The sequence below is a fragment of the Bradyrhizobium oligotrophicum S58 genome, from assembly GCF_000344805.1.
GTDB lineage: Bacteria > Pseudomonadota > Alphaproteobacteria > Rhizobiales > Xanthobacteraceae > Bradyrhizobium > Bradyrhizobium oligotrophicum.
The window spans coordinates 6,448,403-6,470,711 of sequence record NC_020453.1 but is presented as its reverse complement, the minus strand read 5'-3'; the positions used below and the strand labels follow the sequence as shown (position 1 = coordinate 6,470,711).

Genomic DNA, 22,309 nt, shown 5'->3' with positions numbered 1-22,309 from the left:
CCAATTGCCCGTTACAAATCCAGCACCAGCCGGTCGCCCTTGGCGCGCGACACGCAGGGCAGGAAGTAGCCTTCGGCACGCTGCGCCGCGGACAGGCGCTTGTCGCGATGATCGATCTCGCCGTCGACGACCCTGGTCTTGCACGTGCCGCACATCCCTTGCTCGCAGGAGGTGGCGATCTTGACGCCGTTCTCTTCGAGGAATGCGGTGACGGTCTTGTCGCCTGGGATCTTGAATGTGGCGCCGGTGCTCTTGACGGTGACGTCGAACACCTTGTCGAGCAGCGCGGCGGCGGTTTTCGCGGTGAAGCGCTCGACATGGATGCGCTCCTCGGCAAAGCCCTTCTGCCCGGCGAGCGCGAGGATCGGATCCATCCACCAGTCGACGCCGCAGATGAACAGCTGGGTGTCGTCGGGACGATCGGCGAACAGGGCGGCCGGCTTGAGCAGCTGATTATCCTCGGTCGATTCCTTGTAGTATGTGGTGTTTTCGGCAAAGGACGACGCCTCGATCGTGCTGCGGAACGAATCCGGCGACATCAGTGCGAACACGTAGTGCAGCTCGAACGGGATGGCCCTGGCCTTCAGCGTGTCGGCAATCGACAGGATCGGCGTGATGCCGATGCCACGCGCCACGAGCAGCGCCCGCTTGGTGTCCTTTGGGATCTTGAAACGGTTGCGCGGGCGGCTGACCTGCAGACGGTCGCCTTCATTGATGTCGAGATGCAGCGCCTTGGAGCCGCCGCGGCTGTTGCCGTCCTTCCACACGCCGATGCAGTAGCGATTGCGCTCGGAGGCGCTGTTCAGCAACGAATATTGCCGCGTCAGCCCGTTCGGCAGGGTGACGTCGATGTGGCTGCCCGGGGTGAATCCCGGCAGCGGCTGATCATCGGCCGGGACGAGCTCGAACGAGGCCATGTTGTGCGCCTCGATGGCCTTCCTGGCCACGACGACCGTATGCAGCGCGTCGGACATCTGACAACTCCATCATGCCAACCAGCTGAGAAGGAGGCGATGCAAGGAGAGGGCCAGATGCGTGATGGCTCCCGTCGGAGCCGGCCCTTGGGCCGGCGCCTGATGTCCGCAACGAGAGTCCGTCCTGCGGCGTCAGCCCCAGATGTGTTGCATGGCGTGGTGGTGATGGTCGACCACGGTCGACGAATGCGAGGCCGCCGTGGTGTGCGTGGACGCCGAGCTGTGGGTCGTGGCGGTTCCATCATTGTGATGATGGTGCTTCGAGCTTTGCGTGGTCGTCTTCGTCGTCGTCGCGGTGGTGTTACCAGTTGTATTGTTGGCAGTGGTCGTGGTGGTGCCCGTCTTGGTCGTCGTGCCGCCGCTCGCGGTCGTGGTGCTCGCGGTCGTCGCGCCTCCGGTGCCGTTGGCGATGTTGGGCGTGGCGGTGACCTTCGTCGTCCCCTGCGCGAGGCCGTTGACCGAGGTCGCGGTGGCGACGGTCGTCGCCGAGCCGACATAGGTGGCGCCGCCGATCGCGATGTTGTTGCCGCTGACGTCCATGGCGTCGGCGACGAAGCCCTCGCCTGCGGCGGTGAGCGCCGCTAGGTCCGACGTGAGCGTGGTGCCGGTATCGCCGTTGAGGATGCCTTGGAGAGCCTTGATGGCGGTGGAGGAATCAGCCTGCAGCGTGCCGTTGTTTAGCTCGTTGTCGAACCGTCCCTGGAACACCGCGCCTTGGGCGGCGTCGAAACTGGCGCCGAAATTGTTGTAGTTCTCGATCTGAGTGATCAGCGCCTGGCTGGCGGTCCCGGTTCCGTTGACGATCGCAGCAAGCTGCGCATTGATCGTGTTGGCCTCCGCAACGAACGTCGCCCAGAAATTCGTCTGCGCCTGGTTGTCCTGGAATTTCGTGACGGTGCCCGAAAGGCCGCCGGCGTCCTCGGCGAAGCCGCCGGTATGCCCCGGATTGCCGTTGCCGCCGGCGGCTGTGTTCAGCGCGGTGTCGTTCTGGACGATGTCGATGATGTCGAGCAGGTTGTCGGCGGTGCCGCGCAGGGCGGTGGTGTTTCCGGTCGCGGCGGCTGCGTCATATTTCGTGAGCTGCAGGTTGACCTGATTGAGCACCGTCTGGAGGTGGAGCGTGGTGGCCGCCGCAGCGTTGGCGGTTTCGCCCGCTTCGATCTGCGCCAGCATGGTCTTGTTGTTGAGGATCGCGGTGAGGCCGGATGCCACCGCGGTGAGATCCGTGCTGATCTCGGTCAGATTGGCTGCGTTGATGTCGCCGGACGCCAGGGACACGACGGCGTTGAAGACCTCGCCGACCGACTTCAGGCTCGTGCCGGCCGTGGCCGCGGCGAGCGTGGTCGGATCATCGGCTCCTGCCGGAAGGTTCTGGAAGGCGACGTCGGTGGCGCCGGTGTTGGCGGTGAAAGTGACGTTGTTGAGTGCGGCCGACAGATGGGCGTCGTTGTTGATCTCCGACAGGATCTGTGTCTCCAGCGCGTGGATCGTCTGCGAGGCCGCGGTCATCGTCGTCGCATTCGTGGTCTGCGCAGCGGCCGTCAGCAGCGTGCTCAATTGGGTCTGGATGTTGGTCAGGACGGCCGTGTCGGTCGAATTCAACGTGAAGGTCTGGCCGCCAATCGTCAGGTCGCCGGGATTGGCGAGGATCGCGGCGATATCGTTCTGCACGGCATGGATGTCCGTCGTGTAGCTCGACAGGAACGTATTGGAATTGCCGCTGCCCTGACCGCCGGAGTAGAGCCCCAGCGAGATCCGGACCGCATCGTTGAAGACGACGCCGGCCTGGACCAGGTCCGTCGACAGATTGAGCGCACTCGTCCGCGTGAGCAGGTTCGACGTGCCGTTTGCAAGCGCTGTCGCATTGAAGTTGGTTGCCATTCGATCGCCTCCTCTGGCTTTACCGCTGTCGCGACGTGCCGCCGAACAGGCAATGGATCAGCGAACGCCTGCATCGATCGGATGCGAGGTCGTGTTGGCGGTACGTGTCGTGACGTAGTGGAGCTTGTAACGGCGCAATCCGGCCGTGCGCCGCTGCGAAGTCGTCGTCGCGCGGGCAGGCAGCGCGCTTTCCGGTCTGTTTGTTTCTGCGGGGCGAGCAGAAATGTTTGTTGGTCGAGGAACGCTGCGGCGTTCTGTCGCAGGTTCGCTTAGCGGCGTTCGCGCACGAGAGAATCGTGCCGCGTGATGCAAATCATTTGCAGAAATATTTCTTAACTAACAAGTTCGTCGCGATGTGATCGGTTCGGAACGTGAACTAACAGCCGTTTGCCGCGAAGCGGGTGCGGTCGTTGCCCCGGGCGCGAAGGCCGGATTTGTCGTGCAGTCGTTACCCGCTTGCATGGACCGCCGATCGGATGTATGAGCGTCGCCCGTTTCAATCCAGAGCGTTCAACGCGAGAGGACATCAGCCATGACAAGTCCACTGTGCTCGACACGATCCGTGCCGACGCAAGCGGTGCGTCCGGCTGACCGTCATTCCATCATGTTGAACGATCATGGCCAAGTCATTGATAGAGCGCCGGCAGGAGGCTGCGCGCGCGCGGGTTGAAGCCTATGAGCTGACGCTGCGCCGCGTTGCGCGGCAGACGCGTCCGCCGCCGGATCTGCACAACGCGATCCGTGAGGCGCGCCGCGGCTTCGAGGCCGCCATCATTCGCGATCCCGAGAGCTGGAAGCCGCAGCTGAAGACGCGCGATGCCGCGCGTCTGCGCCTTGCGGCGGCGCGCCATCTGTTCGCGCGCTATCCGGTCGCTCCGCATCTGGAGCAGATCTGGATCGACGGTGCCGGTCTCGGCGGCGACGAGATCGGCTTGCGCAAGTGCTGGTACATCGTGGCTGCCGGTGGCGGCTCGCTGTACAAGGCCGGCGCGTCGGCGTTGTTGTCGCGCAAGGAGGTTCACGGCTTCCTCAATCCGCTGGGCACGGTCGGCTTCGACGAGGCGATCTGGCAGGCGATCGCGCGATCCTACACCGACGATCCCGCCCTCGTGACCCGGATTGCGCGGTCGCGGATCGCGCGGACGCCACGCGAGGAGCTCACGTTCTGGCGCGAGGCCGTGCAGTTCTTCTGCGCGCAGCCGACGACGGCCGAGGAGATCGATGATCTCTGCGACTACATTGCGCAGCGCCGTCGGCGCGAGCGCGAGTTCAGCCTCAAGGGGCGCTCGCTCGCCGCGCTGCGCCGGCTGATGCAGGCGTGGCATCGTGACCTCTCGGTGATCGCCCGCATCGAGGCGGCGCGGCGGCGGGCCGAGATGGTGCGTCATCGCACGGCGGCGCGGGCAGAGGAGCTTTCGGCGCACTGGCCGGGCTCACCGCTGACGGAGTGGTCGTGGAGCCCGTCGTCCAAGGCGTTCGCGAAGCGTGATGAGTATGTCATCACGCAATTGCGGACGGCCGAGGATCTCGTCGCGGAGTCGCGGGCGATGCGGCATTGCGTCGCCAGCTACGCGGCGAAGTGCATCGCCGGGCACGCGTCGATCTGGTCGTTGCGTCATCGGGGCGCCGGCAAGACCGACCGGCTGCTGACGATCGAGCTCGACCGCGGGCACCGTGCGGTGCAGGTGCGCGGCTTCGCCAATCGCGTGGCCTTCGTCGACGAGCGCAAGATCCTGGAGCGCTGGGCCAAGGCGCGCGGGATCAACCTGCCGGAAACATGACCTGCGTCGCCCCCCGAGGGCGGCGCTGGGTGCATTCCTCCTGGTGAGCAATGACGCGCGCCCGGCTGGGTGGACTTCCCGACGTGTCCTCAGCTGGACAATGATGCTACCGTGCACGGATCGTTTCCGATGATGAACATGTAGGCCCGAGATGAAGTGGCGGATCGAGGATATTCCGGTGTTTCATGCGGTGGTGGCGACCGGCGGCATGACCGGCGCTTCTCGATCCCTCGGCATGCCGAAATCCTCGGTCAGCAAATCGGTCGCCCGGCTCGAGCAGGATCTCCGCATCCGGCTGTTCGACCGCAACTCGCGGCGCGTCCGCGTCACCCGCGAGGGCGAGCTGTTCTTCCAGCAATGCCAGAAGATCCTCGACCAGGTGTCGGAAGCCGATGCGGTCATGACCGGGCTGGTCGGTGTTCCCAACGGCCGGCTGTCGGTGGCGCTGCCGCCGGCGTTCTGCGAGGAGATCCTGGCGCCGAGGCTCGCCGAATTCCACCACCGCTATCCGCGCATCGAGCTCGACGTCGAGGCGACCACGCGCGCCATCGACATGCTGGCCGATCGCTTCGACATCGCGGTCGTGGTCGGTGTGCAGGAGAGTTCCGAGCTCGCGCAGAAGGTGCTGATCGGCGGCCGCCTGATCTGGGTGACGAGCCCGGCCTATCTCGCCGCGCACGAGATCGGCGACGGTGTCCGCGCGCTGGAGCGCCATCTCATGATCTGCGAGCGCCGCTATGGTGATCGCACCTTGATGATCAAGCAGCACGGCCATCTCGTCCGCTTCGACGTCGGCCCGCATGTCGCGCGCATCAACAATCCCCTGGCGGTGCGCCGCGCGGTGGCGCACGGCGCCGGCGTCTCGTTCCTGCCGGAGCATTATTGCGTCGAGCTGCTCGAGGAGGGCCGGCTCGTCGAGATCGGCAAGGAGGTCGTGTTCGACACCCGCGCCGCGCAATTGACCGCCATCTTCCCCAGCCGCAAGCTGATCTCCTCGCGTGCCCGTGCCTTCCTCGATTTCCTCGAGGAGATCTGCGCCGAGCCTCGCACACGCTGATCAGTCACACGGCAATTGTGTTGTCCGCCAGGCTCAGGGGAGCCGGTGGAATGATGGCGGCAACGGCTCGCGCACCAGCTTGCTCAGATCGAGGGTTTCGCCGCTGTCGGCGATGTCCGAGAACAGCACGTCGATGAAGGGATACTGACGGTTGGATGTCGCGCCGCGCTCGTATTTCTTGCTCACGATCCGCTTGAGCGCTGCAAGATTCAGTTTTCCCAGCGCATTGTACTGGCCGCGGAACAGGCTTTGCCGGCCGCCCGTGTGTTCGATCGATTCGGCCCAGACGTCCATCACCTTCCGGCTGACGAATGCCTCGACCCCTACGGCGCCATCCTGGGCGAGCAGGCGCAATCCGTCCATCGTATGCGGCTGCTCATCGACGCGAAATTGGTTTAGCGACATCGGAGGTCCTCATCTGTTGTCGTGCATCGGTCTTACGGAGCGTTCAGAACGGCGATCGGCGCGTCGAGCGTGTAGGAGAAACCCGTGGACGCATAGGTCAACTGCACCTTGCCCCCGATCTGCGTGCCGAGCGTTTGGATCAGCCGCGTCCCGAAGCTTCGGCTGGTGGGCTGTTGGACGGCCGGGCCGTGCTTTTCGCTCCAGACGACGTGCACGTGCCGTGTCTTGTGATCGACGGACCAGAGAAGATCGATGCGCCCCTCCGGCACCGATAGCGCGCCAAACTTCAGGGCGTTGGTGCACAGCTCGTTGAGCGTCATCGCAATGGCGATGACGGCGTCCGGAATCACCAGGACGTCGGGTCCGGATATCGAAAATCGCGACTCGTCGGGAGTATCGAAGGCCTGGATGGAGCTGCGGATCACCGTACGGAGATCGGCGCTGGACAATTTTGCCTGCAGGAGGAGATCATGCGCATGCCCGAGCGCCAACAGGCGGCCGGAGATGGCATGCTGAGCGCCCTCGGCTTCCGGCAGGTTGCGCAGGCTCTGGGAGACGATGGCGCCGACGGTCGCGAGCGTGTTCTTGATACGGTGGTGCAACTCCTCGAGAATCAGCTTCTGCAGCTTGTCGACTGCTTCGCGCTCTCTCGCTTCGATCTCGGCCTTCTTGAACTGCGTCTTTGCATCGCTCTCGGCCTCGGCGAGGAGACGTTTCAGGCTGCGAATCTCGGCAGTCAAAAAGTCGCGGTCGGTAACGGCGCCGTGAGGCGGCGGCTCTGTCGTGAGATGAATTTCGAGCATGTGGCGATAGTCCTTGCATCGAATGCCGCGATCGGAGCCTGGGCGGTCGAGCGAGGGCAGACCGGCACCCGGTCGTCACTTCACCGGCAGGCCTACCGTCCGGCTGAAATGCCTAAGAAGCTCGGCGGCGTTCGCGAGGATCTTGGCCGCCTTCATCGCGGCTCCGCGTTCGCTGCCGGGCTGCATCTGCTCGGCCTTGTTCAGCGCGTTCTCCGCCCTGATGGTGAGCGCCGTGGCCAGCGACGAGGGATCTCGCTTCGTGGGCTCGGAAGAGCTCTCGGCCTGAACTGGCCGCGGCCCGCTGCGGGCGGCTACCATTGAACCAGCACCGCGGCCACGATCAGCAGGCCAAAAGAGATCGGCACGAGAAGAGGAGGCACCATCCACTCGCGCAAATTGGATATCGTGATGTCAGATTTCGAGCTGTTCGACATATGCGGCCCCGCTTCCTGGTCGCGGCGGGAGCGCAATGCTCTCAGTCACCGATGGCAGCCGTGGGACGCGCGGTGATCTCCAACATGTGGTGTGTGCGGACGCAATTGGCTAGGTCCAGCCGAAACTATTTGTCGTGCAGCCCAAGTAAACTGCTCAGTAGACTGCTCACCCGCGGCGCTCGCCTCGACTCGCCTCTCATGAACCGGCATGCATCGGCAAAACCGCGCTGCGGCGCAAGCAGCCTCGACGGCCGCCGATTGCTCGGCGGCCTTCCGGGTGCCTGCCTCGCTGTTTCGTCAGTAGCGGCCGGTCCCGATGCCGACGCTCACGCCCGGGGCACGGATGCCGATGCCGCCGCGATCGTCACGATCACGCCGCTCGATATAGCGCTCGCGAGGCCCATATCGGTGCTCCTCGTCGATCACGACACGGCGGCCGCGGTTTTCGCGCCAGCAGCGGCCGTCCTCGTTGCAGACCATGCGAACCTGCTGGATGCTGCTCTCCGGGACAATCGATGCACCGACCGTAAGCGGGGCAGCGGAGGCAGCTGCAGCCATCAATGTGCTCGCTGCGGCTGCGAGAGTGAGCGTAAGAGCCTTCATGGCCATGACATGTCTCCGGGGGTGAGGGATTGCGTCATGGGGCCAATCGGCTCGCGATCGCATGGTTCCCTCGGCGGAGCATTTTGTTTCGGCCCGAGGCTCCGGTATCGGACGGTCGCTTGCGCGCCGTCGGGGCGCCATCGGCAAGGACGTCCTGTTAGTCCCGCGCGGGGCGCGATTGGGCGTGCCCGTCCCATGACCATCCGCGCTGCTGATGACTCTCGCGAGGAAGCGGGCTAAGAAGCGCGGCTCTTGAAACTGAAGCCTCGGGCGAGGGGCCCTGATGAATTTGCGCGAGCAGTGGCAAGCGCAGGCCGGCCAGTGGCTCGCCTGGGCCAGAGCGCCGGGGCATGACAGCTTCTGGCGCCATCATGGCGAGCAGTTCGGCCGCCTGCTGCCGCCGCCCGGCGCGCTGACGCTCGACATCGGCTGCGGCGAGGGCCGGCTGTCGCGGCGTCTCGCCTCCGAAGGGCACAGGGTGATCGGCCTGGACGCGTCGCCGTCGCTGATATCGGCGGCGAGATCGGCCGATCCCGCGATCGATGTCATCCGCGCCGATGCGGCCGCGCTGCCGCTGGCCGATGCCTGCGCGGATCTCGCGATCGCCTTCATGTCGCTGCAGGACGTCGATGCGATGCCCGCCGCGGTGCGTGAGGCCGCGCGGGTGCTCAAGCCGGGCGGCCGGCTCTGCATGGCGATCGTCCATCCGCTCAACTCGGCCGGCCGTTTCGAGAGCCTTGCGCCGGATGCGCCATTCGTCGTCCGGGGCAGCTACCTGGACTCGTTCAGCTACAGCGATCCGATCGAACGTGACGGGCTCAGCATGATCTTTCACAGCGCGCATCGGCCGCTGCAGAGCTACTTTGCGGCATTGGAAGAGGCGGGATTTCTGATCGAGGCGCTGCGTGAGCCGTCGATTCCGGAGGCGAAGATCACGCGCGACAGCAGCCGGCGCTGGCTGCGCGTGCCGCTGTTCCTGCATCTGCGCTGCCTGCGCCCGTGAGGACGGAGCGCCCCTGCGCTCCGCCTCGACGCAGTCCTCACCCGCGCCGTGCCGCCTCGATCGTGGCGATGTCGATCTTCTTCATCGTCATCATCGCCGCGAAGGCGCGCTTGGCTTCGGCGCCGCCGGCAGCCATCGCGTCGGTCAGCGCACGCGGGGTGATCTGCCAGGAGATGCCCCATTTGTCCTTGCACCAGCCGCACTGGCTTTCCTGGCCGCCATTGCCGACGATGGCGTTCCAGTAGCGGTCGGTCTCGGCCTGGTCGTCGGTCGCGATCTGAAACGAGAAGGATTCGTTGTGTGTGAACACCGGTCCGCCATTGAGGCCGAGGCAGGGGATGCCGAGCACGGTGAATTGCACGGTCAGCACGTCGCCCGCCTTTCCGGAGGGATAGTCGCCCGGCGCGCGGTGCACAGCGCTCACGTGGCTGTCGGGAAACACTTCAGCGTAGAAGCGTGCCGCGGCCTCGGCGTCCTTGTCGAACCACAGACAGATCGTGTTCTTGGGTGTTGCCATTGCAGGGCTTTCCTTCCGTTCAGAATGCAGGCCGCGCGTCAAACTTTGATAGGCGGGCCGTTTGGATCTGCTCAAGCCAGTCGGTTTCGCTCTGGCTGACCCAAGGACGGTCCTGGCTGCCTCAGTCCGACACCGTGATCCACGATCCCCGCAGATTTTTTTGGCCCCCCTGCAGGGCGGTTCCGTCGCCGCCCTGGCAGTTGTGGTCTGCCGGCGATCGGCGCGCGCTTCAAGAAGGGCGAGAAGATCGCCGAGGTCGGCCCGAGCAGGATCCTGCACTTCCAGCTGCGACCGGTCGCGCAAGGCAACGCGACGGCGGATGCGGCCTGGGCTCGGCCATTCGGCGGGATTGCCGATATGGAATGGCCGGGCTACGAGCCGGTGGATCCGAGGAAATTCGATCCTGAGGCCTTTGGCGGCCTGGGCAAGCGTGGGAAGTAGGCGTCGATATGCTGGACAATGTGGTGCGCGCTGGTAGGGCGCTTTCGGTGTTGCTCGTCGCGATGCTGCCGGGATGGCTGTCGCCGGCGGCGCATGCGCAATCGGCGGCACGCCCGACACCCACGCCGGCACAAGCCGTGCCGGCGGACCTGAAGGACCTGCGCGGCGAGTGGAATAGGGCCGGAGCCGGGTTCGGATGCAAGGTCGTTCCTCCGCGACAGCTGTCTCAGGAGCAATTGCTGGCGGTGATGGCGCGTGCCTGCCAGCGCCTTGGACCGCTCGTGGTTGGCGATGGCGCCGATACGGCCACCGCAGCGCTCGGGCCGCCGCACCGGACATTGAATCAGCCGCAGGACAAGGTTGCGTGGGTCTATTTCATCGGGCAGCGCGAGCACTATCCGTATTTCGTCGTCACCGTGGCGGCGGACAAGATCGTTGCTCTGCAAGTGACCGGCGACGGCACCGCGCCTGCGCCCGGCTATGATTTCAGCCATGTCGGGCTCGGGAGCACCACCGATGAGCTGGTGGCCGTGTTCGGCCAGCCCAGCCATTTCGAGCCCAGCGAGTTGAAGAATGTCGAGCTCTGGACCTATCCCCCGCACCCCTTCTCGTTCGAGCTGAAGGGCGGGCGGGTGATCTCGGTTCGGATTCGTCAGCCGTGAGCTGACACGCCGGACAGCAGCGGATGTGAGCGAGCGCGGGTTGCTTCACGCGATTGCGCACCAGCGACGAAAAGATTCTTGTTGCTGTTTTTCAGAAATCGTGCTTATCTCCTGACAACCCGCCTCGTGCAGAGGGACGTACGCGTCGTCACGAACGTGGAGGTGGGCTGCGATGGACGTGACGGCTGTGCCAGACGAGCGCAGGCGTTGCGGACGGCGAAGTCGTGTGGTCCTGGCCTCTCGACGCTGAGGTCAAGTTCGTGGTCGTTGCTTGACGGCACGCGCGGGCGATGGGGGCAAGAGAGCCGATCCCCAGGGAGAGCACGAAGGACACCGTAAGACCGTCGCGCGGGGAAGGCCGGGTCTGTCCGGCTGTACCTGTGGTACCTGCCGCCTGCATTCTTTTGAGCAGGCGGGCCACGGGCCTCAGCCGAGGTCCGGCCTTCCTCGCGCCCTCTCGTTATTCAGGGGGACAAGCGATGCATCACCTCGGGCGCGGCGCGCCGCGGGATGAGGACGCCTGTCTCTTGGTCGACGATGGTCTCCTGCCGCCGGTGAAGTGGCCGAAGGTGCCGCCACCAACTCAACTGTCGTCCCGGACAAGCGCGCAACGCGCGCGCCGATCCGGGATCCATAACCCCAGGGAGACGTGCGAGGCACGATGGCTGACCGATCTCGCCCAGCCCCATCCGCCGCGGCGTATGGATCCCGGGTCAGCGTCCGCCGACGCTTGCGCGTTGTCGGACTTGCCTGGGACGAAACTGAATGTGAGGCGTGCGCCAATCTTCCACCGGTCAGCGCCGCCAATTTTGCAGCACTCGCCCGATCCATGTATCCAGCAGCCGACAACGAATGAGGAATGCCGACATGACCAAAGCCGCCGCCGAGATCGAGGACGACCGTCTGATCCGCGAACTCCTGCAGAACTGGGCAATCTGGCGCGATGCCGGCGATTGGGAGCGCTTTAGCACGGTGTGGCATCCGGACGGGCGGATGATGGCGACCTGGACTCAGGGCACCGGCGACGAGTTCATCGAGATCAGCAAGGCGGCCTGGGCCAAGGGCGTCAACATCCTGCACTTTCTCGGCGGCATCTCGGTCGATCTCGCGGGAGCCCGCGCGATCGCGCAGACCAAGATGACGATCTCGCAGCGTGCCGACGTGGAGGGCGTCCTGTGCGATGTGCTCTGCACCGGCCGCTTCTACGACTTTATCGAGAAGCGCGCGGACAAATGGGGCATCGTGCTGCGCCAGCCGATCTACGAGAAGGACCGCATGGATCCGGTCACGCCGGGCGCCGTGCCGGCGCTCGATCGCGCATTGCTGGAGCAGTTTCCGGTCGGCTATCGCCACCTCGCTTATCTGCAGACGCGGATCGGCTACACCGTCAAGCGCGACATGCCGGGATTGAAGGGACCGGAGGTCGAGGCGCTGTATGCGCGCGGCGCCGCGTGGCTCAGGGGCGAGCCGCTGTGATCATCAAACCCGGCCTCGCAGCCGGCCTTGTGGGCAGCATCTGCGCCGGAGCGACGCGCCTGCGGGCGCTCCTATGACCGCCATCTGGTCCGGACCGCCTGATCCGCCGAACCTCGTGTTCCGTTACCGGGCTGGGCATTTCGACCTTCGGGCGGCTCACTGGCTGAGCCGGGCGGGGGGTTCTTGTCGCGGTAGCGGATGAATCAACGCAAATACATGAATCACAAAGGAATCCTCCGTCAGATTGGAGCTTTGAGGGGCCTCTCACGCTCGCTGACGGTCGGGGCAATTGTATACAGAATAGCCGGAATTCGCTCGAAGGATGCCGGAACTTGCGTCAATCCACCCACTTGCTGTATACAGAAGTGAGTTGGAAGTATACCGACACGAGGAAACGCGATGGCTGCTTCGTTCCCGATGAATGCCTGGTACGCCGCCGCCTGGGATGCCGAGGTCAAGCAGGCTCTGCTGCCTCGCACCATCTGCGGCAAGCACGTGGTGATGTACCGCAAGGCGGATGGCACCGTTGCTGCGCTCGAAGATGCCTGCTGGCACCGTCTGGTGCCGCTGTCCAAGGGGCGGCTCGAGGGCGATACGGTGGTCTGCGGCTACCACGGATTGAAGTTCAATCCGCAGGGCCGCTGCACCTTCATGCCGTCGCAGGAGACCATCAATCCCTCGGCCTGCGTGCGTGCCTATCCGGCGGTGGAGCGCCATCGCTTCATCTGGCTGTGGATGGGCGACCCGGCGCTGGCCGATCCCGCTACCATTCCCGACATGCATTGGAATCACGATCCGGCCTGGGCCGGTGACGGCAAGACCATCCACGTGAACTGCGACTATCGCCTGGTCGTCGACAATCTGATGGACCTGACGCACGAAACCTTCGTGCACGGCTCGTCGATCGGCAATGAGGCGCTGACGGAAGCGCCGTTCGACGTCACCCATGGCGAGCGCACCGCGACCGTGACGCGCTGGATGCACGGCATCGAGCCGCCGCCGTTCTGGGCCAGGCAGCTCGGCAAGGAAGGTCTGGTCGACCGCTGGCAGATCATCCGCTTCGAGGCGCCGTGCACGGTGACGATCGACGTCGGCGTCGCACCGACCGGGACGGGGGCGCCGGAAGGCGACCGCTCACAGGGCGTCAACGGCATGGTGCTCAACACGATCACGCCGGAGACCGAGCGGACCTGCCACTATTTCTGGGCGTTCGCCCGCAACTACCAGATCTCCGAGCAGCGGCTGACGACGGAGATCCGCGAGGGCGTGTCCGGCATCTTCCGCGAGGATGAGCTGATCCTGGAAGCGCAGCAGCGCGCGATGGACGAGAATCCGGGCCGCGTGTTCTACAATCTCAACATCGATGCAGGCGCAATGTGGGCACGGCGGATCATCGATCGGATGATCGCACGCGAAACGCCGCTGCGCGAAGCCGCGGAGTAAATCAAATGGCTGAGCGTGACAACGAGCGCTCGATCTCGCAGACCGTCCGGGCGCAGCTCACTCTGCGCGACCTGATCCTGACCGGTGGCTTGCGCCCCGGCGAGCGCATCTCTGAGCTGCAGGCGGTGGAGGTGGCCGGTGTCTCGCGCACTCCGGTGCGGATGGCGCTGGTGCGGCTGGAGGAGGAGGGGCTGCTGGAAGCCATTCCCTCCGGCGGCTTCATGGTGAAGTCGTTCTCCGAGCGTGACGTGCTCGACTCCATCGAGGTGCGCGGCACGATGGAAGGCCTGGCGGCCCGGCTCGCCGCCGAGCGCGGAGTCTCGGTGCGCGACACCGAGCCGATGCGCGAATGCCTGGCGCAGATCGACGAGCTGATTGCGCCGGCGGAGCTCTCCTTCGACGCGTTCTCGGCCTATGTCGCGCTCAACGCGCGCTTTCACGCCCTTCTGGCCGAGCTGTCCCGCAGTCCGCCGGTCATCCGCCAGGTCGATCGGGCCAGCGCGCTGCCGTTCGCTTCGCCCAGCGGGTTCGTGATGGCGCAGTCGGCGCTGCCCGAGGCGCGTCACATCCTGGTGGTGGCGCAGGAGCACCATCGTATCGTCATCGACGCCATCGAGAACCGCGAGGGCGCCCGCGCCGAGGGGATCATGCGCGAGCATGCCCGCCTCGCGGCCCGCAATCTGCGGCTGGCGGTCAAGGCCCGCGGGCCGATGGATCTCGTACCGGCCGCCGTGCTGATCAAGCAGACTGCGAACTAACGGAGACGATCATGCGCTTCCAGGACAATTGGTCGCCTGCGACCCTGGTCTCGACGCGCGACCTCGCGCCGGGTATCCGCGAATTCACGCTGCGGCCCGACGACTATCCCTGCGCGCCCTATGCGCTCGGCAGCCACATCAAGGTCGGCGTTCTCGTCGGCGGCCAGCCCGACGTGCGTTCCTATTCCCTGGTCGGCGAAGCCGAGCCGCAAGGCTATCGGATCGCGGTGCGTCTCGCTGAGGATTCACGTGGCGGGTCGCGCTATTTGTGGTCGCTGCAGCGTGGGGCCCATCTCGACGTGACCAGCCCGACCTCGCTGCTGCAGGTCGATTGGCAGCGCCCGCAATATTGCCTCGTCGCGGGCGGCATCGGCATCACGCCGCTGCTCGGAGTGGCCCAGGCTTTGACGCGCAAGGGCGCCGACGTCTCGCTGCACTACGCCGTGCGCTCGCGCCGCGAGGCCGCCTATGTCGAGGAGCTGGCGGCGCTGCTCGGCAACCGCCTGACGGTGTATGCCGCCGACGAGCAGCAGCGGCTCGACCTGGGGCGCCTGTTCAACGGCTTGTCCAGTGGCGCGACCGTGCTGTTCTGCGGGCCGATGCGGATGCTGGATGCGGCGCGCAGCGCATGGTCCGCCTGCGGCCGTGCGCCGACCGATCTGAGCTATGAGACCTTCGGGTCGAGCGGGCGACTGGCGTCCGAGCCGTTCAAGGTGCGGCTGCGCGGCAGCGGCGAGGAGATCGTGGTGCCGCGCGACCGCTCCATGCTCGACGTACTCAATGCCGCGGGCCACGAGATCATGGCCGATTGCCGGCGCGGCGAGTGTGGCGTGTGCACGGTCGACGTGGTCGACATCGCCGGCGAGATCGACCATCGCGACGTGTTCTTCAGCGAAGCGCAGAAGCACGAGAACCGCAAGCTGTGCGCCTGCGTTTCCCGCGCCCATGGCGTTGTCACCATCGATACGCTGGAGCGCGCCGACGCGCTGTGAGTTCGCGCCGAACTATTTGTCCGTCAGGCTGACCGGCATCGGCGCCTGCGGCCGGGTCGAGGACCTGCGGCCGGTCTGCTCCGCTGCAGCGGCGGCGCGTGCCGCCTTCAGGCGCGCATCGGTGTCCTTGTCGGCCAGCAGCGCGTCGGTGAGATTGGCTTCCGCGGTGTACGCCGCATCGACCGCGGCCTTGGCCGCCGCGATAGTGGCGGGGGAGGGATTGGCCTTCGCCTGCGCCTCCGCGGCGTCGCGCTCGGACACCGCCTTCTCGTTGGCCGCCAGCGCGGCATCGAGATTGGCGTCGGCTGTGTTTTCCGCGGCTTCGGCCGCAGCCAGCGCCGCCGCCGCCGGACTGAGCGGCGGCCGTGGGCGGATCGGTTTGACCACGGCCTGCGGCTTGGCGGGGACTGCCGGTTGAGTTGCGGCGGGGGGCTGGATGGAAGGCGGTTGGAGCGATGGCATGGTGGGCACGAGGTCGATCGGCACCATCCGCGCAAACGAACTGCGGGCGTCGCGCATCAGGCCGCCCATGACGTCGTCGAGCGGATCGGCACTTGCAGTCCCGCAAAACGCCATGCTGCCGAGCGCGGCAATCGCGCGGGCGAAATTGCTGGTCGTGATGCAGACGGCCATCGGAGCCTCCCTTCCGACAAGGTCGACCCAGCCGACCCTCGGCGCTCACCGCCTGCCTTATTCCGCGATTGGGGGCGCAGGGTGGCGCCACCGTGGAGGATGTCGCCCCAAATGCGCCCCACCTGCCACATTGCCCCGTCAGGCAAGCTCCTCGCGCACCCGCGCCGCCGCCGAGCTCATCGCCTTCAACTTGCCGAAGGCGGTGGCGCGCGGCAGATACTTCATGCCACAGTCCGGCGCGACTACGAGCCGCTCGGGAGAGACGACCTTGAGGCCGTTGCGGATGCGCTCGGCGATGACGGCGACCGGCTCGATTACGGGATCGCCGAGATCGAGCACGCCGAGCACGATGGTCTTGGCCGAGAGGTCTTTCAGGACACCGAGATCGAGCCGCGGCTGCGCCGCCTCGATCGCGATCTGGCTCGCGCAGCACTCGGCGAGCTCGCTCAGAAACGCATATCCGCTCGGCTTGCTCGAGCCCGGCACGATGGCGGCGTAGCCGAAGCAGACGTGAACGATGGTCGGCACCGTAATGCGATCGAGCGCGCGGTTGATCGCCTTGACGGCATAGCGCCGCGCCGCCTGCGGATTGTTGCGCACCCAGGGCTCATCGAGCTGGATGACGTCGGCACCCGCCCTCTGCAGGTCACGCGCCTCGGCATTGACGACCTCGGCAAAGGCCATCGCGAGCTCCTCGTCGTCGCGGTAGAAATCGTCCTGCGCCTGCTGGCTCAGGGTGAAGGGCCCGGGCAAGGTGATCTTCGCTGCGTGCCTCGTGTTGCGGCGAAGGAACTCCATGTCCCCCAGTTCAATCGGGTGCATCCGTCGGACCGGCCCGACCACGCGCGGCACCGGCGTCTTGATTCCGGAGGGCGATGTGATGATCGCGGGATTGTCGGCGTCGATGCCGTCGAGCGCGGTGGCGAAGCGGTTGGAGTAGCTCTCGCGGCGGATCTCGCCGTCCGACACGATGTCGATCCCGGCCTGTTCCATGTCATGGATGGCGACGATCGTCGCGTCGTCCTGGGCGTCGTCGAGCTGCGGCCGCTGGATGCGCCACATGCCCTGCAGCCGGATGCGTGGAACGGACTTCGAGAGCATCGCGCGATCGACCAGCCAATCCGGCTGCGGATAGCTTCCGACCACCGTGGTCGGCAGCAGATGTGAAGGCAAATTCACGCAATGGTCCTCCCGCGGTCCGACTCGCTTTGATAGCATATCAGCAGAGGATACGTTGACTATGGCGATGCAACCTAGCGTTTTGTTTGTCTTCGGATCGTCATGAAAATGCGTCGTATTTTCTCCAGTTTGTGAGTTCGTCATCTCCCCGAGGCGGCATCATCGTGCGACACATCCTGACCCTCAATGCCGGCTCCTCGTCGATCAAGTTCGCGCTGTTCGAAGAACATGACGGCCTGAGCGAGGCTCTGCGCGGCCAGATCGAGGGGCTTGGCACGGCGAGTCCCCATCTCGAAGCCCAGCTGAGAGGAAGCGCGCTTGCTGAGGAAAGGCTCGATGCGGCGAGTGCGGCTGATCATGAGGCGGCTCTGAACGTCGTGCTCGACGTGCTGCAACGCGCCATCGGTCGGACCACGGTCGACGCTGTCGGTCATCGGATCGTCCATGGCGGCCTCGCATTCACGCGGCCGACCGTCATCGACGACGATGTCCTGACACGTCTGGAGACGCTCAATCCGCTGGCGCCGCTTCACCAGCCTCACAACCTCTCCGGTGTGCGCGCGGCCCACCGCGCCTTTGCCGATGCGCTGCAGGTCGCCTGCTTCGACACCGCGTTCCATCGCTCGCACCCCTGGGTCAACGACACCTACGCCTTGCCGCGTGAGTTCTACGACCAGGGTGTCCGCCGCTACGGCTTCCATGGCCTGTCCTACGAGTACGTCACTTCGCGCCTGAAGGAGATCGCGCCGCAGGACGAGAAAGGCCGCGTGGTCGTGATGCATCTTGGCAATGGCGCCTCGATGTGTGCCATCCGCGACGGACAGAGCATCGGTTCGTCGATGGGCTTCACTGCGCTCGACGGATTGCCGATGGGCACGCGCTGCGGACAGTTGGATCCGGGCGTCGTTCTCTATCTGCTACAAGAGAAGGGAATGACGGCGCCGGAGATGACCGACCTCCTGTACCGGCGCTCTGGCCTCAAGGGACTCTCGGGTCTCTCGCACGACATGCGCGAATTGGAAGCGGCCGGGACGCCTGAGGCGGCGCAGGCCATTGATTATTTCGTCGACCGCATCCGGCGTGAGCTCGGTGCCATGGCTGCGGTCCTCGCGGGCCTCGACGCGCTGGTGTTCTGCGGCGGCATCGGCGAGCATGCATGGCGCATTCGCGATCGCGTTTGCCAGGGCTTCGACTGGCTCGGGATCGAGCTCGACGAGAGCCTGAATCGCGCCGGTGAGACCGTGATCTCCGCGGGCGGCTCGCGCGTCCGCGTGTTCATCGTGAATACCGACGAGGACATGATGATCGCGCGCCACACCGCGCGGCTGATCGTCGAGCGGGGCAACAGCTGACTATGCCGATCAGGCTTGCTGAAATCCCCCTTGCATGTGCCTGCATTTTGGTATCTCCAGAATAGAACAACAAGAGCAGCCATTGGGGGGACGATGGACGGCAGCGCGGCGTTGCGTGACGCGGACCTCGAGTTCGACTACGTGGTGGTCGGGGCCGGCTCGGCCGGCTGCGTTCTCGCCAATCGGCTCAGCAGCGACGGCAGGCACACGGTGCTGCTGCTCGAGGCGGGTCCGAAGGACACCAACATCTGGATCCACGTCCCGCTCGGCTACGGCAAGCTGTTCAAGGAAAAGACCGTCAACTGGATGTACCAGACGGAGCCTGAGCCGGGGCTCGACGGCCGCTCCGTGTTCCAACCGCGCGGCAAGGTGCTCGGTGGCTCCAGCTCGATCAACGGCCTGCTCTATGTCCGCGGTCAGCACGAGGATTACGACCGCTGGCGGCAGCGTGGCAATGTCGGTTGGGGCCATGACGACGTGCTGCCCTATTTCAAGCGGGCGGAAAATCAGTCGCGCGGCGCCGACGACTATCACGGCGTCGACGGCCCACTGCCGGTGTCCGACTGGCGGCACGAGGATCCCTTGTCCGAAGCTTTCGTCAAGGCCTCGGTCGAAGCCGGCCTGCCGTTCAATGCCGACTTCAATGGCGCGAGCCAGGAGGGCGCGGGGTACTTCCAGACGACGACCCGGCGTGGCCGGCGCGCCAGCAGCGCGGTGTCTTACCTGCGGCCGGCGCTCGGCCGCAGTAACCTTCATGTCGAGACCGATGCGCTGGCCCAGCGGATTCTGTTCGACGGACGCCGAGCGTGCGGCGTGACGTTCAGCCAGCGTGGCCGGATACGGACTGCGCGCGCTCGCAAGGAAGTTCTCGTGTCGAGCGGCGCCTACAACTCGCCGCAGCTGCTGCAGCTGTCCGGCGTCGGTCCGGGCGAACTGCTGAGGCAGCATGGCATCGACGTGGTGCTCGATGCGCCCGGCGTCGGGAGCGACCTGCAGGATCATCTCCAGGTGCGCATCGTCATGCGCTGCAGCCAGCGCATCACGCTCAACGACATCGTCAACCACCCCATGCGCAAAATGCTGGCCGGCGCGCGCTACGCTGCTTTCCGCAGCGGGCCGCTGACGATCGCGGCGGGTACGGCGGGGGCCTTCTTCAAGACCGATCCGCGGCTCGCGAGCCCGGACATCCAGATCCATTTCATCCCGTTCTCGACCGACAAGATGGGCGAGAAGCTGCACACCTTCTCCGGCTTCACCGCCTCGGTCTGCCAGCTCAGGCCTGAAAGCCGCGGCTCGCTCCGGATCAGGAGCGCCGACCCGGCGGCACCTCCGGAAATCCGCATCAACTATCTCGCCAGCGAAACCGACCGAAGGGCCAATATCGACGGCCTCCGAGCCTTGCGGAAAATCCTGGCGGCGCCCGCCCTGAAGCCGTATGTCTCGGATGAAGCCTATCCGGGATCCAAGGTCGTGAGCGACGACGACATTCTGGCCTATTGCCGGCAGACCGGCAGCACGATCTACCATCCGACCTCGACCTGCCGGATGGGGACCGATGCTCTCGCCGTCGTCGATCAACGCCTGCGCGTGCGCGGCATCGATGGCCTGCGGGTCGTCGATGCCTCGATCATGCCGGATCTGGTTTCGGGCAACACCAATGCGCCGGTCATCATGATCGCCGAGAAGGCATCCGACATGATCTTGCAGGACGCGCGCTGACCTAGGAATGACCTCGTGACACGTTTCCGGATCGGCACCCGCAAGAGCACGATGGCGTTGGCGCAGACGGAGGAGATCGCGCGCCGGCTGCAGGCCGCGATCCCGTCGCTGGATATCGAGATCGTCAAGTTCGAGACGACGGGAGATTCCGACCAGACCAGCAAGCTGCTCACCCATGGCGGCAAGGGCGGGGCGTTCGTCGCCGAGATCCGGCGCGCCATGCTGGACGGCAAGCTGCATGCAGCGATGCATTCGCTGAAGGACATGCCCGGCAATGAGGAGACGCCCGGCCTGGTGGTTGCGGCGCTGCTGTCGCGCGATCCGCCGGGCGACGTGCTGGTGCTGCGGCGAGGGCTGTCGCTGGACCAATTCCGCAACGCCGGCGGCCGGGGCTTCAAGATCGGCACCAACGCCGTGCGCCGCGCGGCCTATGCGCGGCGGCTGTTTCCGCACGCCGAGCTGATCCATTTCCGTGGCGCGGCCGATACCCGCATCCGCAAGCTCGACAATGGCGAGCTGCAGAAGCTGCCGAACGGCGGTTCGGTGGGACCGGCGGACGCGCTGATCATGGCGCGCTCGGGGCTGGAGCGGGTCGGCCTTTCCGATCGCGCCTCGTTCGACTTCCCGGTCGCCGAGATGCTGCCGGCGGTCGGGCAGGGCATCGTCGCCGTGGAGTGCCCGGTCTCGGACTGGGAGACGCGGCGCATCCTGGCGACCATCGACGACGCGGCGGCGCGGACCTGCGCGGATGCCGAGCGCGAGGTGCTGTGGGTGCTCAACGGCCACTGCAACTCGCCGATCGCGGGTTTTGCGACCATCGACGGGGCGCAGATGACCTTGACCGCCTCGGTGCTCGACGAGGACGGCGGCCGCTTCATCGAGGCGCAGCGTTCGGCGCCCGCGGATCGCCCGCGCGAGCTCGGCCGCGCGGTCGGGCTCGAGCTGCTTGCCAACGGCGCGGCGGAGCTGATCGAGCGCAGCCGGCCGCGCTAACAAGTCATCCCTTGTAGGCGCGCACGCGCTTAAGCATCTGCTCCACATGAGCGATCGGTGTCTCCGGCAGGATGCCGTGGCCGAGATTGAAGATGTGCCGTCCACCCGAGTAGCTCGCCAGCACGTCGTCGACCGCCCGGTCGAGCGCCGCGCCGCCGGTGATCAGCGCCAGCGGGTCGAGATTGCCCTGAACCGCGACCTTGCTCTGCACCCGCTCGCGGACAAAGCCGGGCTCCGCGGTCCAGTCGATGCTGACGGCATCGACGCCGGTCTCGGTGACAAAGCCCGGCAGCAGGGCACCGGCGCCACGTGGAAAACCGATGATCCTGACGTCCGGCCGCACCTTGCGCACGCCCTCGATGATGCGTCGCGTCGGCGCGACCGACCAGCGGGCGAACTCGCGCGGCGACAGCACGCCGGCCCAGGTGTCGAAGATCTGCAGCGCGTCGGCGCCGGCCTCCAGCTGCTTCAGGAGATAGGCGATCGAGCTGTCGACCAGCGCATCGATGATCCTGTTGAAGGCCTCCGGATGCCGATAGGCCAGCAGCCGCGCCGGCGCCTGGTCGGGTGTGCCCTGGCCCGCCACCATGTAGGTCGCGACCGTCCACGGCGCGCCGCAAAAGCCTATCAGCGCTGTGCTCTGCGGCAACTCCGCACGGACCCGGCGCAGCGCCTCGAACACCGATTCGAGCTTCGAGAGATCCGCCTCGGCCGACAGCGTCGCGATTTTCTCGGGTGTATCGAGCGGATCGAGCCGCGGCCCTTCGCCGACCTCGAAACGAACGCCGCGCCCGAGCGCATGCGGGATCACCAGAATGTCGGAGAAGATGATGGCCGCGTCGAAGCCGAAGCGGCGGATCGGCTGCAGGGTGACTTCGGCCGCGAGTTCCGGATTGAAGCAGAGATCGAGAAAGCCGCCGGCCTTGGCGCGGACCTCGCGGTACTCCGGCAGATAGCGGCCGGCCTGCCGCATCATCCAGATCGGAGGCACGCTCTGCCGCTGACCGGCCAGCACGTCGATGAAAGGCTTGTTCACGGCAGTCTCTCTCACGCTGGGGCTCCGCAACCGTTCGGGAACAGTATACCGCCCGTGATACATGGCCGCGCGGTTCCGGCCAAGATCATATCGCCCCGCGAGTCCTCGCGGGACGTCGTCGGCGCAGGATGGGCGCTCAAACCTCCGTGCGACACCGTCGCAGCAAC

Annotated in this window: 21 protein-coding genes; 11 read left to right on the top strand and 10 right to left on the bottom strand. The window is 65.9% G+C overall.

The annotated features are described in order from the left end of the window. Positions 1 to 11 precede the first annotated feature (11 nt). Positions 12 to 974, bottom strand: coding sequence for a PDR/VanB family oxidoreductase (locus S58_RS27930; protein ID WP_015668765.1), 963 nt, complete (start codon positions 972 to 974; stop codon positions 12 to 14). 132 nt (positions 975 to 1,106) lie between these two features. Beyond that, positions 1,107 to 2,855, bottom strand: coding sequence for a hypothetical protein (locus S58_RS27925; protein WP_015668764.1), 1,749 nt, complete (start codon positions 2,853 to 2,855; stop codon positions 1,107 to 1,109). A gap of 617 nt (positions 2,856 to 3,472) precedes the next feature. On the opposite strand from S58_RS27925, the gene S58_RS27920 reads away from it, so the two are divergent. Together S58_RS27920 and S58_RS27915 are read left to right on the top strand one after the other, a co-directional pair. Beyond that, positions 3,473 to 4,636, top strand: coding sequence for a PcfJ domain-containing protein (locus S58_RS27920; protein WP_015668763.1), 1,164 nt, complete (start codon positions 3,473 to 3,475; stop codon positions 4,634 to 4,636). Between the two features lie 151 nt (positions 4,637 to 4,787). Next, on the top strand, positions 4,788 to 5,693 hold the full coding sequence (locus S58_RS27915; protein WP_015668762.1) for a LysR family transcriptional regulator: 906 nt from the start codon (positions 4,788 to 4,790) through the stop codon (positions 5,691 to 5,693). A gap of 33 nt (positions 5,694 to 5,726) precedes the next feature. On the opposite strand, the gene S58_RS27910 is transcribed toward S58_RS27915, so the two are convergent. The 4 genes from S58_RS27910 to S58_RS27895 all read right to left on the bottom strand — a co-directional run bounded on the left by S58_RS27910 (position 5,727) and on the right by S58_RS27895 (position 7,938). Next, a complete protein-coding gene (locus S58_RS27910) occupies positions 5,727 to 6,098 on the bottom strand; it encodes a hypothetical protein (protein WP_015668761.1) in 372 nt (123 codons plus the stop codon). 32 nt (positions 6,099 to 6,130) lie between these two features. Continuing rightward, complete coding sequence (locus S58_RS27905) at positions 6,131 to 6,901, bottom strand: sensor histidine kinase (protein ID WP_015668760.1); 771 nt, start codon at positions 6,899 to 6,901, stop codon at positions 6,131 to 6,133. A 75-nt stretch (positions 6,902 to 6,976) separates the two neighbouring features. Next, positions 6,977 to 7,219, bottom strand: coding sequence for a hypothetical protein (locus tag S58_RS27900; protein ID WP_015668759.1), 243 nt, complete (start codon positions 7,217 to 7,219; stop codon positions 6,977 to 6,979). Between the two features lie 413 nt (positions 7,220 to 7,632). Then, complete coding sequence (locus S58_RS27895) at positions 7,633 to 7,938, bottom strand: hypothetical protein (RefSeq protein ID WP_042340978.1); 306 nt, start codon at positions 7,936 to 7,938, stop codon at positions 7,633 to 7,635. A 283-nt stretch (positions 7,939 to 8,221) separates the two neighbouring features. Between S58_RS27895 and S58_RS27890 the strand changes: the two genes are divergently transcribed. Beyond that, complete coding sequence (locus S58_RS27890; protein ID WP_015668757.1) at positions 8,222 to 8,941, top strand: class I SAM-dependent methyltransferase; 720 nt, start codon at positions 8,222 to 8,224, stop codon at positions 8,939 to 8,941. Between the two features lie 37 nt (positions 8,942 to 8,978). Here S58_RS27890 and S58_RS27885 read toward each other — a convergent pair whose 3' ends face one another. Further along, the gene (locus tag S58_RS27885) at positions 8,979 to 9,458 is read right to left on the bottom strand and encodes a VOC family protein (protein WP_015668756.1); all 480 of its coding nucleotides are present in this window, start codon (positions 9,456 to 9,458) and stop codon (positions 8,979 to 8,981) included. 464 nt (positions 9,459 to 9,922) lie between these two features. Between S58_RS27885 and S58_RS27880 the strand changes: the two genes are divergently transcribed. From S58_RS27880 to S58_RS27860, 5 genes are all read left to right on the top strand, one after another. Next, positions 9,923 to 10,561 carry a hypothetical protein gene (locus tag S58_RS27880; protein WP_244440650.1) on the top strand — a complete coding sequence of 213 codons (639 nt, stop codon included), beginning with the start codon at positions 9,923 to 9,925 and terminating at the stop codon, positions 10,559 to 10,561. Between the two features lie 867 nt (positions 10,562 to 11,428). Next, positions 11,429 to 12,037, top strand: coding sequence for a nuclear transport factor 2 family protein (locus S58_RS27875; RefSeq protein WP_015668754.1), 609 nt, complete (start codon positions 11,429 to 11,431; stop codon positions 12,035 to 12,037). Positions 12,038 to 12,436: 399 nt separating this feature from the next. Beyond that, the gene (locus tag S58_RS27870; RefSeq protein WP_015668753.1) at positions 12,437 to 13,480 is read left to right on the top strand and encodes an aromatic ring-hydroxylating dioxygenase subunit alpha; all 1,044 of its coding nucleotides are present in this window, start codon (positions 12,437 to 12,439) and stop codon (positions 13,478 to 13,480) included. A gap of 5 nt (positions 13,481 to 13,485) precedes the next feature. After that, positions 13,486 to 14,238, top strand: coding sequence for a GntR family transcriptional regulator (locus S58_RS27865; RefSeq protein ID WP_015668752.1), 753 nt, complete (start codon positions 13,486 to 13,488; stop codon positions 14,236 to 14,238). Positions 14,239 to 14,249: 11 nt separating this feature from the next. Then, complete coding sequence (locus tag S58_RS27860; protein ID WP_015668751.1) at positions 14,250 to 15,230, top strand: PDR/VanB family oxidoreductase; 981 nt, start codon at positions 14,250 to 14,252, stop codon at positions 15,228 to 15,230. A 12-nt stretch (positions 15,231 to 15,242) separates the two neighbouring features. Here the strand turns inward: S58_RS27860 and S58_RS27855 are convergent, their stop codons facing one another. Together S58_RS27855 and S58_RS27850 are read right to left on the bottom strand one after the other, a co-directional pair. Continuing rightward, a complete protein-coding gene (locus S58_RS27855) occupies positions 15,243 to 15,863 on the bottom strand; it encodes a hypothetical protein (protein WP_015668750.1) in 621 nt (206 codons plus the stop codon). 138 nt (positions 15,864 to 16,001) lie between these two features. After that, a complete protein-coding gene (locus S58_RS27850) occupies positions 16,002 to 17,036 on the bottom strand; it encodes a uroporphyrinogen decarboxylase family protein (protein WP_042340977.1) in 1,035 nt (344 codons plus the stop codon). A gap of 164 nt (positions 17,037 to 17,200) precedes the next feature. On the opposite strand from S58_RS27850, the gene S58_RS27845 reads away from it, so the two are divergent. From S58_RS27845 to hemC, 3 genes are all read left to right on the top strand, one after another. After that, positions 17,201 to 18,394 carry an acetate/propionate family kinase gene (locus tag S58_RS27845; protein ID WP_144058558.1) on the top strand — a complete coding sequence of 398 codons (1,194 nt, stop codon included), beginning with the start codon at positions 17,201 to 17,203 and terminating at the stop codon, positions 18,392 to 18,394. A 93-nt stretch (positions 18,395 to 18,487) separates the two neighbouring features. Beyond that, positions 18,488 to 20,113, top strand: coding sequence for a GMC family oxidoreductase (locus S58_RS27840; RefSeq protein WP_015668747.1), 1,626 nt, complete (start codon positions 18,488 to 18,490; stop codon positions 20,111 to 20,113). 15 nt (positions 20,114 to 20,128) lie between these two features. Further along, complete coding sequence (gene hemC, locus S58_RS27835; RefSeq protein WP_015668746.1) at positions 20,129 to 21,106, top strand: hydroxymethylbilane synthase; 978 nt, start codon at positions 20,129 to 20,131, stop codon at positions 21,104 to 21,106. Between the two features lie 4 nt (positions 21,107 to 21,110). On the opposite strand, the gene hemE is transcribed toward hemC, so the two are convergent. Then, complete coding sequence (gene hemE / locus S58_RS27830; RefSeq protein WP_377812026.1) at positions 21,111 to 22,205, bottom strand: uroporphyrinogen decarboxylase; 1,095 nt, start codon at positions 22,203 to 22,205, stop codon at positions 21,111 to 21,113. Positions 22,206 to 22,309 lie beyond the last annotated feature (104 nt).

Excerpts from the sequence above, each read along its gene's own strand:
- S58_RS27930 (WP_015668765.1), bottom strand. The coding sequence starts at position 974 with ATGTCCGACGCGCTGCATACGGTCGTCGTGGCCAGGAAGGCCATCGAG.
- S58_RS27925 (WP_015668764.1), bottom strand. The coding sequence starts at position 2,855 with ATGGCAACCAACTTCAATGCGACAGCGCTTGCAAACGGCACGTCGAAC.
- S58_RS27920 (WP_015668763.1), top strand. The coding sequence starts at position 3,473 with ATGGCCAAGTCATTGATAGAGCGCCGGCAGGAGGCTGCGCGCGCGCGG.
- S58_RS27915 (WP_015668762.1), top strand. The coding sequence starts at position 4,788 with ATGAAGTGGCGGATCGAGGATATTCCGGTGTTTCATGCGGTGGTGGCG.
- S58_RS27910 (WP_015668761.1), bottom strand. The coding sequence starts at position 6,098 with ATGTCGCTAAACCAATTTCGCGTCGATGAGCAGCCGCATACGATGGAC.
- S58_RS27905 (WP_015668760.1), bottom strand. The coding sequence starts at position 6,901 with ATGCTCGAAATTCATCTCACGACAGAGCCGCCGCCTCACGGCGCCGTT.
- S58_RS27900 (WP_015668759.1), bottom strand. The coding sequence starts at position 7,219 with ATGGTAGCCGCCCGCAGCGGGCCGCGGCCAGTTCAGGCCGAGAGCTCT.
- S58_RS27895 (WP_042340978.1), bottom strand. The coding sequence starts at position 7,938 with ATGAAGGCTCTTACGCTCACTCTCGCAGCCGCAGCGAGCACATTGATG.
- S58_RS27890 (WP_015668757.1), top strand. The coding sequence starts at position 8,222 with ATGAATTTGCGCGAGCAGTGGCAAGCGCAGGCCGGCCAGTGGCTCGCC.
- S58_RS27885 (WP_015668756.1), bottom strand. The coding sequence starts at position 9,458 with ATGGCAACACCCAAGAACACGATCTGTCTGTGGTTCGACAAGGACGCC.
- S58_RS27875 (WP_015668754.1), top strand. The coding sequence starts at position 11,429 with ATGACCAAAGCCGCCGCCGAGATCGAGGACGACCGTCTGATCCGCGAA.
- S58_RS27870 (WP_015668753.1), top strand. The coding sequence starts at position 12,437 with ATGGCTGCTTCGTTCCCGATGAATGCCTGGTACGCCGCCGCCTGGGAT.
- S58_RS27865 (WP_015668752.1), top strand. The coding sequence starts at position 13,486 with ATGGCTGAGCGTGACAACGAGCGCTCGATCTCGCAGACCGTCCGGGCG.
- S58_RS27860 (WP_015668751.1), top strand. The coding sequence starts at position 14,250 with ATGCGCTTCCAGGACAATTGGTCGCCTGCGACCCTGGTCTCGACGCGC.
- S58_RS27855 (WP_015668750.1), bottom strand. The coding sequence starts at position 15,863 with ATGGCCGTCTGCATCACGACCAGCAATTTCGCCCGCGCGATTGCCGCG.
- S58_RS27840 (WP_015668747.1), top strand. The coding sequence starts at position 18,488 with ATGGACGGCAGCGCGGCGTTGCGTGACGCGGACCTCGAGTTCGACTAC.
- hemE (WP_377812026.1), bottom strand. The coding sequence starts at position 22,205 with ATGTATCACGGGCGGTATACTGTTCCCGAACGGTTGCGGAGCCCCAGC.